The 15,514-nt window shown below is 60.9% G+C and carries 14 protein-coding genes and 1 tRNA gene; 8 read left to right on the forward strand and 7 right to left on the reverse strand.

Going from position 1 to position 15,514, the window contains the following annotated elements:
* Nucleotides 1–143 precede the first annotated feature (143 nt).
* The gene (locus SIAM614_RS21615; RefSeq protein ID WP_006937926.1) at nucleotides 144–1,772 is read left to right on the forward strand and encodes an AMP-binding protein; all 1,629 of its coding nucleotides are present in this window, start codon (nucleotides 144–146) and stop codon (nucleotides 1,770–1,772) included.
* Between the two features lie 12 nt (nucleotides 1,773–1,784).
* Here the strand turns inward: SIAM614_RS21615 and SIAM614_RS21620 are convergent, their stop codons facing one another.
* The 3 genes from SIAM614_RS21620 to SIAM614_RS21630 form a co-directional block, all read right to left on the reverse strand.
* Nucleotides 1,785–2,903 (reverse strand): GNAT family N-acetyltransferase, encoded by a 1,119-nt coding sequence (locus SIAM614_RS21620; RefSeq protein WP_157140004.1) that lies wholly within the window; start codon nucleotides 2,901–2,903, stop codon nucleotides 1,785–1,787.
* A complete protein-coding gene (locus tag SIAM614_RS21625) occupies nucleotides 2,893–4,314 on the reverse strand; it encodes a lipopolysaccharide biosynthesis protein (RefSeq protein WP_208984068.1) in 1,422 nt (473 codons plus the stop codon). The genes SIAM614_RS21620 and SIAM614_RS21625 overlap by 11 nt, the downstream gene beginning before the upstream one ends.
* A gap of 419 nt (nucleotides 4,315–4,733) precedes the next feature.
* A complete protein-coding gene (locus tag SIAM614_RS21630; RefSeq protein ID WP_006937929.1) occupies nucleotides 4,734–5,132 on the reverse strand; it encodes a YchJ family protein in 399 nt (132 codons plus the stop codon).
* Nucleotides 5,133–5,240: 108 nt separating this feature from the next.
* Between SIAM614_RS21630 and SIAM614_RS21635 the strand changes: the two genes are divergently transcribed.
* Nucleotides 5,241–6,212, forward strand: a complete 972-nt coding sequence (locus tag SIAM614_RS21635; RefSeq protein ID WP_006937930.1) for an endonuclease/exonuclease/phosphatase family protein — start codon at nucleotides 5,241–5,243, stop codon at nucleotides 6,210–6,212.
* A 323-nt stretch (nucleotides 6,213–6,535) separates the two neighbouring features.
* On the opposite strand, the gene SIAM614_RS21640 is transcribed toward SIAM614_RS21635, so the two are convergent.
* Nucleotides 6,536–6,826 carry a c-type cytochrome gene (locus SIAM614_RS21640; protein ID WP_006937931.1) on the reverse strand — a complete coding sequence of 97 codons (291 nt, stop codon included), beginning with the start codon at nucleotides 6,824–6,826 and terminating at the stop codon, nucleotides 6,536–6,538.
* Nucleotides 6,827–7,103: 277 nt separating this feature from the next.
* Between SIAM614_RS21640 and ggt the strand changes: the two genes are divergently transcribed.
* The 3 genes from ggt to SIAM614_RS21655 all read left to right on the forward strand — a co-directional run bounded on the left by ggt (nucleotide 7,104) and on the right by SIAM614_RS21655 (nucleotide 11,095).
* On the forward strand, nucleotides 7,104–8,849 hold the full coding sequence (gene ggt / locus SIAM614_RS21645) for a gamma-glutamyltransferase (RefSeq protein WP_006937934.1): 1,746 nt from the start codon (nucleotides 7,104–7,106) through the stop codon (nucleotides 8,847–8,849).
* 322 nt (nucleotides 8,850–9,171) lie between these two features.
* On the forward strand, nucleotides 9,172–9,957 hold the full coding sequence (locus SIAM614_RS21650) for a ThuA domain-containing protein (protein WP_006937936.1): 786 nt from the start codon (nucleotides 9,172–9,174) through the stop codon (nucleotides 9,955–9,957).
* A 70-nt stretch (nucleotides 9,958–10,027) separates the two neighbouring features.
* Nucleotides 10,028–11,095 carry a Gfo/Idh/MocA family protein gene (locus tag SIAM614_RS21655; RefSeq protein WP_267871946.1) on the forward strand — a complete coding sequence of 356 codons (1,068 nt, stop codon included), beginning with the start codon at nucleotides 10,028–10,030 and terminating at the stop codon, nucleotides 11,093–11,095.
* Between the two features lie 280 nt (nucleotides 11,096–11,375).
* On the opposite strand, the gene SIAM614_RS21660 is transcribed toward SIAM614_RS21655, so the two are convergent.
* The 3 genes from SIAM614_RS21660 to SIAM614_RS21665 all read right to left on the reverse strand — a co-directional run bounded on the left by SIAM614_RS21660 (nucleotide 11,376) and on the right by SIAM614_RS21665 (nucleotide 13,584).
* Entirely contained in the window at nucleotides 11,376–12,407 is a 1,032-nt protein-coding gene (locus SIAM614_RS21660) for an urea transporter (protein ID WP_006937938.1), read from the reverse strand.
* Nucleotides 12,408–12,936: 529 nt separating this feature from the next.
* Entirely contained in the window at nucleotides 12,937–13,308 is a 372-nt protein-coding gene (locus tag SIAM614_RS31305) for an excalibur calcium-binding domain-containing protein (RefSeq protein WP_198137369.1), read from the reverse strand.
* Nucleotides 13,309–13,509: 201 nt separating this feature from the next.
* Nucleotides 13,510–13,584 (reverse strand) — tRNA-Gly (locus SIAM614_RS21665).
* A gap of 52 nt (nucleotides 13,585–13,636) precedes the next feature.
* Here SIAM614_RS21665 and SIAM614_RS32115 point away from each other — a divergent pair.
* From SIAM614_RS32115 to trxA, 3 genes are all read left to right on the forward strand, one after another.
* Nucleotides 13,637–13,792, forward strand: a complete 156-nt coding sequence (locus SIAM614_RS32115; RefSeq protein ID WP_157140005.1) for a hypothetical protein — start codon at nucleotides 13,637–13,639, stop codon at nucleotides 13,790–13,792.
* Nucleotides 13,793–13,828: 36 nt separating this feature from the next.
* On the forward strand, nucleotides 13,829–14,350 hold the full coding sequence (locus tag SIAM614_RS21670; protein ID WP_006937940.1) for a prolyl-tRNA synthetase associated domain-containing protein: 522 nt from the start codon (nucleotides 13,829–13,831) through the stop codon (nucleotides 14,348–14,350).
* Between the two features lie 139 nt (nucleotides 14,351–14,489).
* Complete coding sequence (gene trxA / locus SIAM614_RS21675) at nucleotides 14,490–15,500, forward strand: thioredoxin (RefSeq protein ID WP_006937941.1); 1,011 nt, start codon at nucleotides 14,490–14,492, stop codon at nucleotides 15,498–15,500.
* The last annotated feature ends 14 nt before the right edge of the window (nucleotides 15,501–15,514 follow it).

The raw sequence follows: 15,514 nt of genomic DNA on the forward strand, positions 1-15,514 counted from the left end.
AAAGGCGATGCCGGCAGTTCCGTTCGCGTGTCAGGTCATGGAGTGCAAACCGCGATTTCCCGCGATGATTTCGGCTCTATTGCGCTGCAGCAATGACCGCCCTAAACTCCGCTGCTTAAAATTGATGCACCGGACGCCCTGACATGCTGCAGCCAACAGCCAACTACGACGCGCTGAAAGAGACTTTCCGCTGGCCCCGGCCCGCAACCTACAACATGGCCGCAGCCGTCAGCGACCAGTGGGCTGCTCAGGACCCGGAGCGCTTGGCGATCCGTCAGGTTCTGGGCGACGGCACGCACCGGGACTGGAGCCATCTTGCCCTGAACCGGGCAGCCAACCGCTTCGCCAACGCCCTGGAAGGTCTTGGCCTGAACCGCGGCGACCGGATCGCCCTGCTGCTTCCGCAGATTCCCGAAACCGCGATCGCGCATCTGGCGGCCTATAAGTCCGGCGCGATCGCCGTGCCTCTGGCCGCCCTGTTCGGACTGGAGGCGCTGCGCTACAGGCTTTCTGATTCCGGCGCGCGTGTTCTGGTGACAGATAGCGCAGGCCTTGCGAAGCTTGCCGACATCCGCTCTGACCTTCCCGGCCTCGATCTGGTGATCTCGGTCGATGGTCCGCAAACCGGTGTGTTCGGCTTTGACGATCTTTTGGAGAAGGCCTCCGACACCTACCGGACTCTTGCGACTACCCCCGACGACCCGGCGCTGATGATCTACACGTCCGGCACCACCGGACAGCCCAAGGGCGTGCTGCATGGGCACCGGGTGCTGCTTGGCCATATGCCCGGCATCGAGCTTTCGCAGAATTTTCTCGGCCGTGACGGTGACCTGCTCTGGACCCCCGCCGACTGGGCCTGGGCGGGCGGATTGCTGAACGCGCTGTTTCCAGCCCTGTCGCTCGGCGTGCCGGTGGTCTGCCACGCGTCCCGCAAGTTCGACCCCGAATTCGCCTTCCATCTTCTGGAAAGACAGAAGATCCGCAACGCCTTCATTCCGCCGACGGCCCTGAAAATGCTGCGGGCTGTCGACAGTCCCGCGAAGCGCTTCAACCTGACCTGGCGCAGCGTCGGCTCTGCCGGGGAATCTCTTGGCAAGGAAACCTACGACTGGTTCGCTGCGGAATTCGGTTTCAAGGTCAATGAATTCTACGGCCAGACCGAGTGCAACGCCGTGCTCGGCTCCGCCGCCGCCCTCGGCGTCAGCCGATCAGGCGCCATCGGCAAGGCAACACCCGGCCATCAGGTTGCGATCATCGACGATGACGGCCGGGAACTGCCGGCGGAAACCCTCGGCCAGATCGCCATCCGCCGGCCGGATCCGGTCATGTTCCTGGAATACTGGAACAAGCCGGAGGCAACACGGGAGAAGTTCATCGGCGACTGGATGATCACCGGTGATCAGGGCCTGATGGACGAGGACGGCTATGTCCATTTCGTTGGCCGCGACGACGACATCATCACCTCGGCAAGCTACCGAATCGGACCGGGCGAGATCGAGGATTGTCTCTTGAAACATCCGGCCATCGCGCTTGCCGCTGCTGTCGGCAAACCGGATCCGCTGCGCACGGAAATCGTCAAGGCCTTCATCGTTCTCAAGCCGGGTGAGACGAAAACCACCGCGCTGGAAAACGACATCCGCACCTTCGTTCGCGAGCGCCTGTCGGCCCATGAATATCCGCGGGAAATCGAATTCGTCTCCTCCCTGCCCATGACCACCACCGGCAAGATCATTCGCAGGAAGTTGCGCGATCTGGAGAGCGTCGAAGGTTAGCTTCGTTCGGCCTCAGGAGCGCAGACGCGCCCTGACTGTGCGGGCGGCCTTGAGCAAGGTTTGTTCAAGCTTGAGATCCGCCTTGCAGAGCGCGCGTTTGAGACCGTCGGCATAAAGCACCGTACCGATTTCCAGCCGCCCCCGCCACAGAGGCTCGATCATCGAATGCCCCGGTATGGCAAGGGAATCCGCCACCCTGAACCCCGGGATCGCCAGGTTGGTCTTCAGGGTCTGCAATGCGAGCTGGGCGCCGGGTGAATATCGCGCGAATTCCTCGTCAAAGGCGATCTTCCAGGTAAACACCTTGCCTGACTGCAAGAACAGCACCAGGGCGGCAACCAGCGTCTCGCCCGACCAGAGCTGATCGATCCGCACCGCGTTTCGCCGTGCCAGATTGGCAATGGCGGTGCGGGCAAAGTCCGCCGTCCGGGGCTGACTGACCAGAGCGGTTCCCTCCCGGCCCTTCCAGCCGGAGGCTTCCAGCGCAAGAAAGGCTTCAAACCCGGCAACCGCTTCCGGTCCGTCCAGGCTCCGGAAAGTCGTCTTGCCATGGTCGCCCAACCGACGCATCAGCCGGCGCATTTCCTTGCGCCTTTTGCCGCTGTCGGCCTCCGCAAGCTGCGCCTTGCCCGTGGCGCCACCATTATGGCTGGCCCGGACGGATTTGCTCAGCACCGAACTTTTTCCGGACCCCGCCGCCCTCAACCTGATTGCCGATTGTGAATGCAGCGGCAGATACGGAATGGCGAGCGCATTCCCGGGGGATCTGGCGGCGTCAAGAAAAGCGGCAATCGCTTCATCGCCCGCCTGCGGGTGGATCAGCGGTGTGCCGAGCGGCGCATAGTCTGTCGCCCAGGTGGTGTTGACCGGAACGGCCAATCCGAACCTTCGACGGCCGACGGGAGCTGCCACCAGCCAGCGCCCGCCTGGCGCTTCCCGCACCACGACGAGCCGCACCCGCCCTTTGTCCATATTGTCCAGAAACGGACAGAGGAAATCCGGGCCGAAGAACGGGTTCGGGCTGAGCGCAGCCGCACAGAGCGCCTGCCAGTCCTCCAGCGGGGTCTCAGGGCTCAACGGATCAAGGGACAAAACCTCAAGCGGCACGGAAGGGGGCGTATCACTGGTCAACCGGACGGTCCCTGGAGAAAAGCAATGGCAAAACGAATGTCGTTATATTGAGCTTCCGTTTTGCCACAACCGCAAGGGCTGTGGCTTCAAAAAGGATCGCAAGGCTTGTGGCGATTGCCGCCCCGGCGAGACCGAGCAGCGGGATCAGAATGAGATTGAGAATGACGTTGAGGACAAACGTCCCGGCATAAATGCCGGCGCAGGTGTTCTGGTGCCCCGTCATCGTCAACAGTGCATCGGCCGGTCCGACGGACGCGCGCGCAAGGACGCCGATCATCAACAGGGCGATCAACTCGTAGCCGCTTTCAAAACCGCTGCCGAACAGGGCCAGCAGCAAGGGGGCGATCAGAAGCAGCCCCGCTCCTGCTACCAATGACGGCCAGAAGGTCCACAGGGTGGCCTGCCGCATATAAACTGCCAGCCCTGAAAGATCCTGATTGTGGGTGTAGCTGGAGAAGCGATGCGCCGAAGCCGCCCGCACGGCAAAATAGACAAAATGCACCAGTGCCAGGGTTTTGGACGCTACGAAATACACCGCAACCTCGTCCGGGTCCTGAAAGAAACTGACCATGATCACATCGGCGCTCGTGATCAGTTGCAGGAAACCGTCGACCATGAGCATAGGCATGGAGATCGCCAGCCAGAACCTGAACTCGGTCTTCTGCGGCCCGCGTGGAACGCTTGGACGCAGCCGCTGACTGAGATGGAGAAACTGGTAAAGCGCGACCAGGACGGTTGCCGCAACGGCCACCACAGCAGCCGTCAGCGCATCGGGCCGAAAACCAGCCAGCACTGCGCAAACCAGCAGAAACAGGATGGCCAGCGGCCGCCAGATATAGGTTGGCAGCATTGCCAGAGACGACCAGTCGTAACTGCGGGCGATCCCGTCCTGCACCAGACCGAACGCAAAAAACGGCAGTGCCAGCAGAACGACGCTCAACGGCTGGAAATAGGACGTATCGATAGACGAACGGAACAGGGTGATACAGCCGATACCGATGACAGCAGTCGCGCCGCCGAGGAAAAACGCCATTTGACGGCTGGTGCGCAGGAAACCGCGCAGGCGTGCCATGTCACCGCTTTGCTGATACTGCGGAATGAACCTGCTGGCAGAGGTGGAAAATCCTCCGCAAGCAATCACGCCCAGCACGATCACAAAGGTCCATGCGACCGAATAAAGACCGTAGTCATGCGCGCCCAACAGGCGGGCAAGCACGATTTGCGACAGATAGGCGACGGCCGCACCGGCGATCCGCACGGCGAAGGTCGACACCGCCATTCGGCCCGCCGCATGCCGGTCGCTTCCGTCTCCCTTCAGGAAATCCAGGATCTGGTCAGCCCCCTTCCCCAATCCCAGCGGCGAGGCGACGCTTTGCAAACGCTTGGTCCAGGAGTTGGCGGAAAAACGCACTTAGGGGTCCCTTATGAGTACTCTTGCGTATTTGTGACAGGAGGGGCTTAATATTCTATGGCGATCACTGAAACGCACGTGGCAACGCTTCACAGATGTGTGACGACATTCCGCGAGTGCTCAACGCTTCTGCGTCCCGGCAAGCCCCCATATCTTCTTCAACCCCTGAAAATCGGTTTCCTGCTTGACGCAACGCTGCAGAATGGTGCAAATAAGAACAAATAGAGAACATTAGTCGATTCGACCCTGTCGACCGCCCTCCGGCTGCCTCTTGCCGCGGGCATTCCCGATCTCCTCGTTGCGGATGTTGAGGGCTGCCTCCCCTTCTATCCGCAAATTGGTCCGGTCCCTGCTCCCGCCGCCAATCGCAGGGACCGGACGATTTTTTTTGAAATCAACAACCAAGACTGCCGGCCGGACTATTCGGGCACCGCCTCCACATAGTACCAGCGGCCGCCTTTCTTGCGAAAGCGGCTCAGTTCCCGGTGGGTGTGAAGCTGACCGGCGGACAGGTATTTCGCCTCGAAAAGCACGGTGCCGTCCCGGTCGGCCGGGCCACCCTTTTCGGTGGCCAGGACGCTGAGGCCCGTCCAGTGGCTTTCCGCCGCCCAGCGTGCGGTGCCTTGGGCATCGAAACCCGGCTGATACTTCGGCCAGAGCGTTTCTTTCAGATAAGGGATCAACTGGCGGACATAGGCACTATAGCGCGAGCGCATGAGCGCCTCTGCGGTGTCGGCAACAGCCTTGCCGGTAAGATACGGCTCGCAGCACAGTTCGAACCCCTTGCCACTGCCACAAGGACACGCCTCGCCGCTCATTTGTCTCCCCCCTCTGGACGGATCATTCTTGAACCCGCGCTCTCTACCACTTGATCCGCTGTACCGCTATGGTTTCACTCACGCTTCTCCAAGCTGCGGGCCGCCTGAATGAAACTTGCCACCTTCAACATGGAATCCTTCGGCGAAGACCGGCATGACCCGGATGCCTTGACCCCGCGGCTGGACGCGCTTCGGCCGAAAATCCTGGAACTTGAAGCCGATATCCTGTGCCTGCAGGAGGTCAACGCCCAGAAGATAAAAGGCATGGCTGCACGGCAATTCCAGGCCCTGGATCTTCTGTTGGAAGGAACGCCCTACGAAGGCTTTCACCGGGCAACCAGTGAGCGTCTTTCCGGAAAGGGCCCGGGTGACCGCCACAATCTGGTGGTTCTCTCGCGGTTTCCGATAACCAGGTTCTTCAGCCTCTATCAGACCCATGCGCACCCGCCCCAGTGGCAACCCAAAACCGCCGAACCCGCCTACCACGGCCCGCAGACAATCCTGTTCGACCGGCCGGTCCTGCAGGTGGAAATCGATATCGGCACCGGGCGGCCCCTGCACGTCTTCTGCGTTCACCTGCGGGCGCCGGTTGCCGCCATGATCCGCGGCGGCAAGGGGGAGGACCGGACCTGGTCATCGGTCTCCGCATGGGCGGAGGGCTACCAGCTGTCCGTTTTGAAACAGACCGCACAGGCGCTTGAATTGCGCCTTGCCGTGGAAAGCCTGTTCGATGCGAACGAGAACAGCCACATCGTGCTGGTGGGCGACTTCAACGCGACCGGTGAGACCGGCACTCTGAGGCTGTTGCGCGCCGACCCGGACGACACCGGTTCGCCGAAGCTCGCCGGGCGCCGCCTCTACCAGCTCGACGCCTCGCTGCCGGCGGAAAAGCGCCAGACCGTCATTCACAAGGGCAAGGGCCAGGCGCTGGACCACATTCTCGCCAGCGCCTCCATGGCCCACCGCACGATTGACCTGAAGGTGTTCAACGTCGGCCTGCCGGATGAAGTCTTCGATGCGGAGGAAGACACCTACGCCGGATCCTTCCACGCCGCCATGCTGGCCGAATTCGAGTTCTAGCGGACGATCAACAAACCTTCCGCTTCCCTTCGATCGCATCCTGAGCGTCTGGCCCGAAAGTGGTGCACGGAAGTGGTGCCCAGAGGGGCTGCCAGGGGCGACTGCTTCAACCACATTGTCATCCCCGCTTTCGCAGGGACGACACCTGAGAAGAGCGCACGTTCGTGACAGGAACCACGACACCTGCGTCCTTTGTCACTTTCCAGTCAGACTCCGAGAAAGCGCAATCGCGCTGTCTCGAAGGCGGGGCCGCACACGCCTGAAAATGCCCCATCCGTCGAAACGGCCCTCAACACTTGAAGGTTATGAAGTCGAATCGCGCCTCAGGGCGCCAAGGATGCGATATAGCTTGAGAGATTTGCGATCTCGGTGTTGCCGAGGGTCATGTTCGGCATTTGCGGGTGGGGATTGGCGAGGAAGGTTGCGAGTTTTTCTTCAGACCAGCCCGGGTCCTTCGCCATGTCGTAAAAGCTGGGTAGAGAAGCGCTGGAGGCCCGGTCCTGATCCTCCGACACAAGGTGACAGGCAGCGCACCATTGCAGGGCCAGCGCCTTGCCGGTGGCGGCATCGCCTGCCTTGGCAGCCCCTGCACCGGACAGGACAGCGGCGCACATAAGCGCGGCCCCACCCAGGAATAACCGAATTCTCGCAGGAAGAGACGGTGTCGAAACCGCAATTGCGTTGCACATGGATCCTCCTTCAACCAGTCGCGGTCCAGGGTGTGCACCCTTGCCCTCTTGCAGCTTGCCGCTTTCAGACTGCAGCCTATCTGATCATCTAGCCTTGCGCTGAATCAAGAACGACTTAAAGTTGCCGGGAAGACCGCCACGCCCGTAGCGCGATCTGCCTACCACTTGCAAGCTCCCGCCATTCCGGCGACCGGAGGAACCCATGAAACATTTTCTCAGATCCAGCTTTGCCGCCGTTTCCATGGCAGCAGCGCTCGTTGCCGACCTCGCGGCACCCCTTGCGGCGCAGGAAGCGCCCATCTATTCGCTGAAAGACCGTTTCCAGCCGGAAACGGCGCAGAACGGCATGGTCGCCAGCCAGGAAGCCGTCGCAAGCCGTGTCGGTGTCGACATCTTGAAAAAAGGCGGCAATGCAGTCGATGCCGCCATTGCCACCGGCTTCGCGCTTGCCGTCACGCTGCCCCGGGCGGGCAATCTGGGTGGCGGCGGCTTCATGATGATCCACCTGGCGGGCAGCGGTGAAACCAAGGCACTCGATTATCGGGAAAAGGCACCGGATGCTGCCTTCAAGGACATGTTCCTGGGAGAAGATGGCGAGCCCGACAATGAGAAGTCCCGCTTCTCCGGACTTGCTGTCGGCGTACCGGGCACCGTTGCCGGTTTTGCCGAAGCCTTCGAAAAACACGGCAGCGGCAAGCTGACCTGGGCCGAACTCGTTGCGCCTGCGATCGATCTTGCCGAAAACGGCATCGAAGTGACGCCGGACCTTGCCGCCTCGCTGACCGCATCCGCAAAACGGCTGCTTAAGGACCCGGCAACCGCCGCAATCTTCTACAAGACCGGCGGCCTGCCTTTCGTACCGGGAGAGACCCTCAAGCAGGCTGACCTTGCCAACACCCTGAAAGTCATCGCCGACACGGGCGCGGTGGGCTTCTACACCGGTGAGATTGCCGAAAAGATCGCGCAGAAGGTACAGGCGGCCGGCGGCGGCATGACCAAAGACGACCTGGCCGGTTACAAACCCGTCTGGCGCGAACCGGTCACCGGCAGCTATCGCGGTTATGAAATTGCATCGATGCCACCGCCATCATCCGGCGGCGTCCACATCGTGCAGATCCTCAACATGCTGCAGGACTATCCGCTGGCCGAATATGGCCCGAATTCCGCCGACAGCATCCATGTGATGGCCGAAACCATGCGCCGCGCCTATGCCGACCGGTCCAAATATCTGGGCGATCCGGATTTTGTCGAGGTTCCGGTGAAAGGCCTGACCGATCCGGCCTATGCGGCGGAACTGGTCAAGACCATCAAGATGGACGCGGCAACGCCTTCCGTTGACGTGAAGCCCGGCGATCCCTTCCCCTATGAGAGCAACCAGACCACGCATTTTTCCGTCGTCGACAAGGACGGCAACGCCGTCTCCAACACCTACACGCTGAACTTCTCCTACGGCGTCGGCCTCACCGCCGACGGCACCGGCGTGCTGCTCAACAACGAGCTGGACGACTTTTCCGCAAAGCCAGGCGTACCCAACGCCTATGGCCTCGTCGGCGGCACGGCCAACGCGGTTGAGGGCGGCAAGCGGCCGCTTTCCTCCATGAGTCCGACGCTTGTGTTCAAGGATGGCAAGCTGTTCCTCGCAACGGGCTCGCCCGGCGGCAGCCGCATCATCACCACCACGCTGCAGATCATCCTCAACGTTGTCGACCACGGCATGAACATCGCCGAGGCAACCGCCGCCCCGCGCATCCACAATCAATGGCTGCCGGATGAGATCCGCATCGAGGAAGGTCTTTCGCCGGACACCATCCGCCTTCTGGAAGAGCGCGGACACAAGGTGGAAGTCAAGAACGCCATGGGGTCGACCCAGTCGATCATGCTCGTTGACGGCGTTCTGGCCGGGGCCTCCGACCCGCGCCGTCCAGGTGCCCTTTCCGCCGGCTATTGAGGCAAAGCCTCACCAAATTTTGTACCCCGGGCTCTCTTCGAGCGTCCGGGGTTCTTTCATGCCTGAGCCGAGTTGCCCAGGCCCCGCAGGCAGAACGGTGCCGCCGTCAAGGCCTTGGCACCCGGCCAGGACCCAAGCTCCCGGTTCACAATCACCACGAAGCGGGAACTGTGATCGAATATTACAGCCCATCCGATTGACAGCACAAAACCCGGGTGATAGCGCTATCCAAAGCGCTTTGGAGAATCTTTTCGATGGAAAGCGCTTCAGTTCTGAACTTACCAACAAATCTGCCAACATCTGAACAACGGGAGAGGCTCACATGCCGATCAGAGCCGTGGTCTGGGGCGAAAACGTCCATGAACAGCACAACAAGATCGTCGCCGGTGTCTATCCGGACGGCATGCACCAGTGCATTGCCGACACGCTGAATACCGATCCCGAAATCAGCGCCACCACGGCAACTCTTCAGGAGCCCGAACACGGCCTGACGAAGGAACGCCTTGCCGAAACGGACGTTCTGCTGTGGTGGGGTCACGCCGCCCATGGGGACGTGTCCGACGAGGTGGTCGAGCGGGTCTGCGACGCTGTCTGGTCGGGCATGGGCATGGTGTTTCTGCATTCGGCCCATTTCGCCAAGCCGTTCAAACGCCTGATGGGCAGCCCGTGCAACCTCACCTGGCGCGAGGCCGGGGAGCGCGAGCGCCTGTGGGTGACCAGCCGCAACCACCCGATCACCAACGGCCTTCCGGACAGCTTCGAGCTGGAAATGGAAGAAATGTACGGCGAGCCTTTTGGCGTGCCGGAGCCGCTGGAAACGGTCTTCATAAGCTGGTTCCAGGGCGGCGAGGTGTTCCGCTCGGGCCTGACCTACAAACGCGGGGCGGGCAACGTCTTCTATTTCCGCCCGGGCCACGAAACCTATCCGACCTATCACAATGCCCATGTGCAGACGGTACTGAAGAACGGCGTCAAATGGGCCTTCAACCCGATGGCTCGGATCGCCGATCCGAACGCTGCCCCCAATGTGCCGGTGGAAGCGGCACCTGAAAAGATCGAGGAGCGCGGCCCCAAGCTTCATGCCGACGGCGAAGAAGGCTACCGCTGATCCATATGCCCTTCCGGACCGGCTGCTTATCGCCGGTCCGGCCTGTCCCCAAACGCTGAGGAAGACCCCCGTGACCTCTGCTGCATCCCCTCTCCGGATCCTGATTGTCGGAACCGGCAACATGGCGCGTACCCACGCGGATGCCTTTTCGAAAATCGACGGCGTTGAAATCGTCGGCGGTGTCGACAGCCGCCCGGATGTCCTCACCCAATTCTGTGACACCTTTGCCATTCCGAACCGCTTCGCGACGCTGGACGAGGCAATCGCCTGGGGCGGCTTCGACGCCGCAGCCAACGTAACGCCGGACGCCGCGCACCATCCGACCACGATGGCCCTGATGAAGGCGGGCAAGCACGTTCTGTGTGAAAAGCCGCTGGCGACCAACGCCGCCGACGCTCGCGAAATGGCGGATCTGGCCCGTTCGCAGAACCTGATCGGCATGGTCAACCTGAGTTATCGCAATGTCGCCGTGCTGCAGAAGGCGGCCCAACTGGTCGCGGAAGGCGCCATCGGCACACTGCGCCACTTCGAGGCCTCCTACCTGCAAAGCTGGCTGACCCAGCCAGCCTGGGGCGACTGGAAAACCGAAAGTCAGTGGCTTTGGCGCCTGTCGAGCGCCCACGGCTCCAAGGGCGTTCTCGGCGATGTCGGCATCCACATCCTCGACTTCGTCCTCTTCGCCGCTGGCAGCCCGGTGAGCGAACTTTCCTGCCGGCTGAAGACCTTCGACAAGGTCGAGGGCGGCAAGATCGGCGAATACACCCTGGACGCCAACGACAGTGCCACCATGCAGGCGGAACTGGAAAACGGCGCGCTCGGCACGATCAGCGCCACCAGGTTCGCCTCCGGCCATCTGAACGACCTGCGCCTGCGCCTTTATGGCGACAGGGGCGGCCTGGAAGTGCGTTTCGAAAAGGGCATCGAAGGCCTGCGCATCTGCAAGGGCGAAGATCTCCCCTCTGCGACATGGACCGACATCGAGGTTGGCACCGTGCCGACGGTCTACCAGCGCTTTGCCGCCGCGATCCTGACCGGAGCCCCGGCAGACCCGGACTTCGAACACGGCGCCCGGCTCCAGGTCGCCCTCGACCTCGCCGAACGCTCACACGCGGAAAACGGCTGTTTTCTGAAAGTGTGAGCCGGACAGGTGAATAGCGAGCGGAGCAGTTCTGCTCCGCTCAGTTAACAGCCCTTCCACCGTCATCCCGGACGCAGCAAAGCGAAGATCCGGGATCGGAGAGCCCCTGATCTGGCAGTCTCGAGGAACAGAAAGGCTCTTGCCTCCCCAGTCCCGGCTCGCGCGACGCTTGGCCGGGACGACGATGGAGAGGCTGGAGAAGGGCGACAGGCTGGCCGGATGCTGAGCTATAGACGCTAATGCCACCTTGGCGTTCCTGACTTCTGAATTCTCTGCCGGTTCAGCCTTCCCGTAACGCCTTCAGATAACGCCTGCGGTTGACCTCCGGCGTAACGGCATCGGCGGGCGCAACCGGAACAAGGGCCGCAAATCCGTTGACGCCGATCAGCATCAGCCAGGTCACGATGACAAAGGTCGAGGTCAGCACCGGCATGCCGATGGGCTCCAGAAAGATCGCGACGGACGCCCACAGCCAGGTCGACACGACAACGCCAAAGAGCGTGTAGAGCGCGGAGGCTGGCGTCAACACCAGGAAGAAGCCCCCGAGCGCGATCGCCGTCAGGGCCGCGTTATAACCGAAGAGACCATCGCTGATTGCCCCTTCCGGCGCGCCGTAAACAACGGCGACAAAGGCCGCCACATTGGCACCCAGCAGCGCCATGATCGCGCTGATGCGCGAATTCACCGCAATACCGAGCACGATCAGATATCCGCTGACCCAGTTGTCCTGAAAGAAGATCTGGCCGATGGCATTGCCGATGCCCTTGTACCAGGTTGCCAGAGTATACTGGACCGACCCGTCATACTGGGTGGGCGACACGGGCTTGGCGAGCGGGCCGGCATCGATGCTGTGGAACTTCAGCACCGCAAACAGGAACAGCCAGCCGACGAGTACGAACGGCATCGTCAGCGGCGCAACCCTGTGCGGGCCGAGCAGGTTTGCAAGGCTGGTGAAGACCATCGCCGTCATGGCGGAGCCGAAGGCGATATAAACCGCCAGATAGGCGGACGGCACAGCGCCGTAGTGAAAATCCTCACTCGTAAACGCAATCAGCGCCAGCGCGACAAGCGCTCCGTTGAAACCGAACAGCCCATCGCGAATCAGCCCCTTGTCCGCCTGCAGCAGAACCGCCGTTGCGGTGGAAACCACAACGCCGAAGACGGCAATGGCGCCATAGATCGGCGAATTGAAGAAAAGCGCGCCCAGGATAATCAGGCCCGAAACAGGATTGTTCTGAAACACCACCTGCCCGATGCCGCGCAGGCACCAGTCCGCAAACCCGAACACCGGATGATCCTTCAACGCGGTCATGCCTTTCCCCCAACTGCAATCGGCATGACGGCACGGTAGAGCAAATCGCGTCTAATCGGAATCGCTTTTCGCCGGCTAAAATCAGAGATTTCAATGCAAAAAGCGATACAGGATTTTCCGGTTAAACGCGACATGCTCCAGCACAGCCAGGCAAATGACGCGGAACCATTGAATGCGGTGAGATCTTTTTCGGAAAGCCGGCCCTCAACCCCCAAACGCCCAGCACGAGAGTGTTTATGTCGCGCCGGTTGCCACTGGAACTGCAGCGGAACCGAAAGGCTCCGCTGCAGCCAAGTTGGGTACTTGAGGCAAAGCAAAAGACGGAGGCCACCGGTTCAAGGCGCCTCCGCATAATGCCCGCTGACATTACTCCCGAGCCCCCTGCGACTTCGTTCAGTTCGCAAGGCGGGTTTGTTTCAATGTTTAGACGAACCTTGAAATACTGTCACGAAACCACAGGTTTGCGCTGCGATAGGACCGAATTTACCTGTGACCACAAGACATAAAGAGCTTTGAGCTGCCTCGACCTCTAGCGCGGCCAAGGTTCACATGCGATCCCGTCGTTGTCAGCATCGTGTTTCGACCAATAACCCGGTTCGCCACGATTTGCCGGCGCCAAGCCAACTGAACGTGCTGCATCACAATTCGGAGCAGACGCAAGGTGCAGCAAGGTAACGCTTCGGGACCAGGGACTGAAGAAAGGTAGCGCCCAATATGTGAACGAAAGAAACGCCAAAAGAAATGCCAGCACCAGCAAAGGAACCGACGCGCTGAAATCCCACGAAGAACGATCCCGAAAACTCTTGTTCGACACTGCACGGAACCGATCTTTAAGCCGTAAAGCTTTTTCGTCTGCCGCGCTGCGGCCGTTCACTCGCATGTTGCGCAAGATCTTGCTCATGTCACATCGAATTTGTTTTCGACAAGACCAACATACTATGAAGACTTCGATTTAGTTCCGATTGCGCATTTTGCTCGATTTTTAGCTAATCTGAGTCTCTGGTCCGATGATCTGACGGCTGCGCTGAGAATGCATTGAAGATCAAAAAACAAAAAACCAGCATTCTTTCGAATGCTGGTTCTTCGGACCGTTCGGTCGAATTGGAGCGGGCGATGGGATTCGAACCCACGACCCCAACCTTGGCAAGGTTGTGCTCTACCCCTGAGCTACGCCCGCATAGCGTCCCTGGTCCGTGGCGGTGACCGCCTCGGCGTCGGTGGCGCAGTATATGAACTATGCTGAGACGGATTGCAACACCGAAATTGAAGAATTTTTTCCGACCATCGATTTGTGGATTTCCTGTGAAATCAGCGCCGGAAAATCGCAGATTTCTGCCGCTTTTTCTGCAACCTTCCCCTTGTGGCCAGTGGCCAAATCGCGTTAGACAGCGCAAAAGCTCTCAAAATTCTCAGGAAAACTCATGCCGGCGACACGCGACGACCTACTGGCCTTTTTCGAGGAACTCGGGATCCCTGTCACAACCGTGGATCACGAGCCCGTCTTTACCGTTGCCGAGTCCGGCGATCTGCATGAGCGCATCCCCGGCGCCCACACCAAGAACCTGTTCGTGAAGGACAAGAAGGGCCGTCTGTTCCTGATCGTCGCCCTGCACGATGCAGAGATCGACCTGAAAAGAGTGCACCAGATCATCGGTGCCCAGGGGCGCGTGTCCTTCGGCAATGCCGATCTTCTTATGGAAGTGCTTGGCGTGGAGCCGGGGTCGGTGACGCCGTTCTCGCTGATCAACGATCGTGAGGCCCAAAAGGTCACGCCGGTCTTCGATGCGGCGATGATGCAGCATGAGGTGCTGAATTATCACCCGCTGAAGAACAACGCGACCACATCTATCTCCTCGGCCGATCTTCTGAAATTCGCGTCGGCCTGCGGCCACACGGCGCAGGTTCTGGCGGTCAGCGATGAGGCGAAGGCGGCAGGGCTTTAGCGGCGCGCTTTCATCGGCAGGGAAAGGCGTTTGTAATTCGCGCCCAGTGGCTCCATGTTATGGGCCAACTCAACCATTCAACGGCATTCACTTTGAGCCGGAATGCCTCAGGCACCGGCGGTAAATTTCGAGGCGGCACATGAGCAACGGCAATTACAGCATCGGCGGCCAGGTCGGCGGCGGCTTTGGCGCCAGTATGGGCGGCGGTTACGGCGGCCAGTCTGGCGGCAGCATGGGTGGTGGCAGCATGGGCGGCGGCAACGGCGGCGATGCCCCGGCTGGCGATCTCATCTTCGACGTGACCACGCAGACCTTCATGGCCGATGTCATGGAAGCTTCGCGCCAGCAGCCGGTGCTGGTGGATTTCTGGGCCCCATGGTGCGGACCGTGCAAGCAATTGACACCGATCATCGAAGCTGCGGTGAAGGCCGCCGGCGGCCGCGTGAAGCTGGCCAAGATGAACATTGACGATCACCCGGAAATTGCCGGCCAGATGGGCATCCAGTCGATCCCGGCCGTGGTCGCCTTCAAGGACGGCCAGCCGGTGGACGGATTCATGGGCGCGCAGCCGGAAAGCCAGATCCAGGCGTTTATCGAGCGCGTTGCCGGGCCGGCCCCGGTCAGCCAGACCGACACCTTTCTGGAACAGGCCGCAGAACTTCTGCTGGCCAAGGATTACGCTCAGGCAGCCCAGCTTTTCGGCGCCGTGATGCAGATGGAACCGGACAATGTGGCCGCGATTGCCGGTCTCGCGCAGTGCTATCTTGGAGCCGACGATCTGGAGCGGGCCAAGCAGGCTCTGGAACTGATTCCGGAAGAAAAACATACCGACGAAGCCTATGTGGCCGCCAGGACCGCGGTGGAACTGGCCGAACAGGCGGCGTCTCTGGGCGACCTTGCAGAGCTGCAGGACCGTATCGCCAAGGATCCGCTTGATCTGCAGGCCCGCTTCGACCTTGCCCTCGGCCTCAACGGCAAGGGCAACAAGGAAGGCGCTGTCGACCAGTTGATCGAGATCGTCCGCCGCGACCGGGAGTGGAACGAGGACGCCGCGCGCAAGCAGCTCCTGCAGTTCTTCGAAGCCTGGGGTTTCAAGGATCCGGCCAGCGCCTACGGCCGCCGCAAGCTTTCCGCCGTTCTGTTTTCTTGACGACTGCAACAACT

Source organism: Roseibium aggregatum IAM 12614 (genome assembly GCF_000168975.1).
Taxonomy (GTDB): domain Bacteria; phylum Pseudomonadota; class Alphaproteobacteria; order Rhizobiales; family Stappiaceae; genus Roseibium; species Roseibium aggregatum.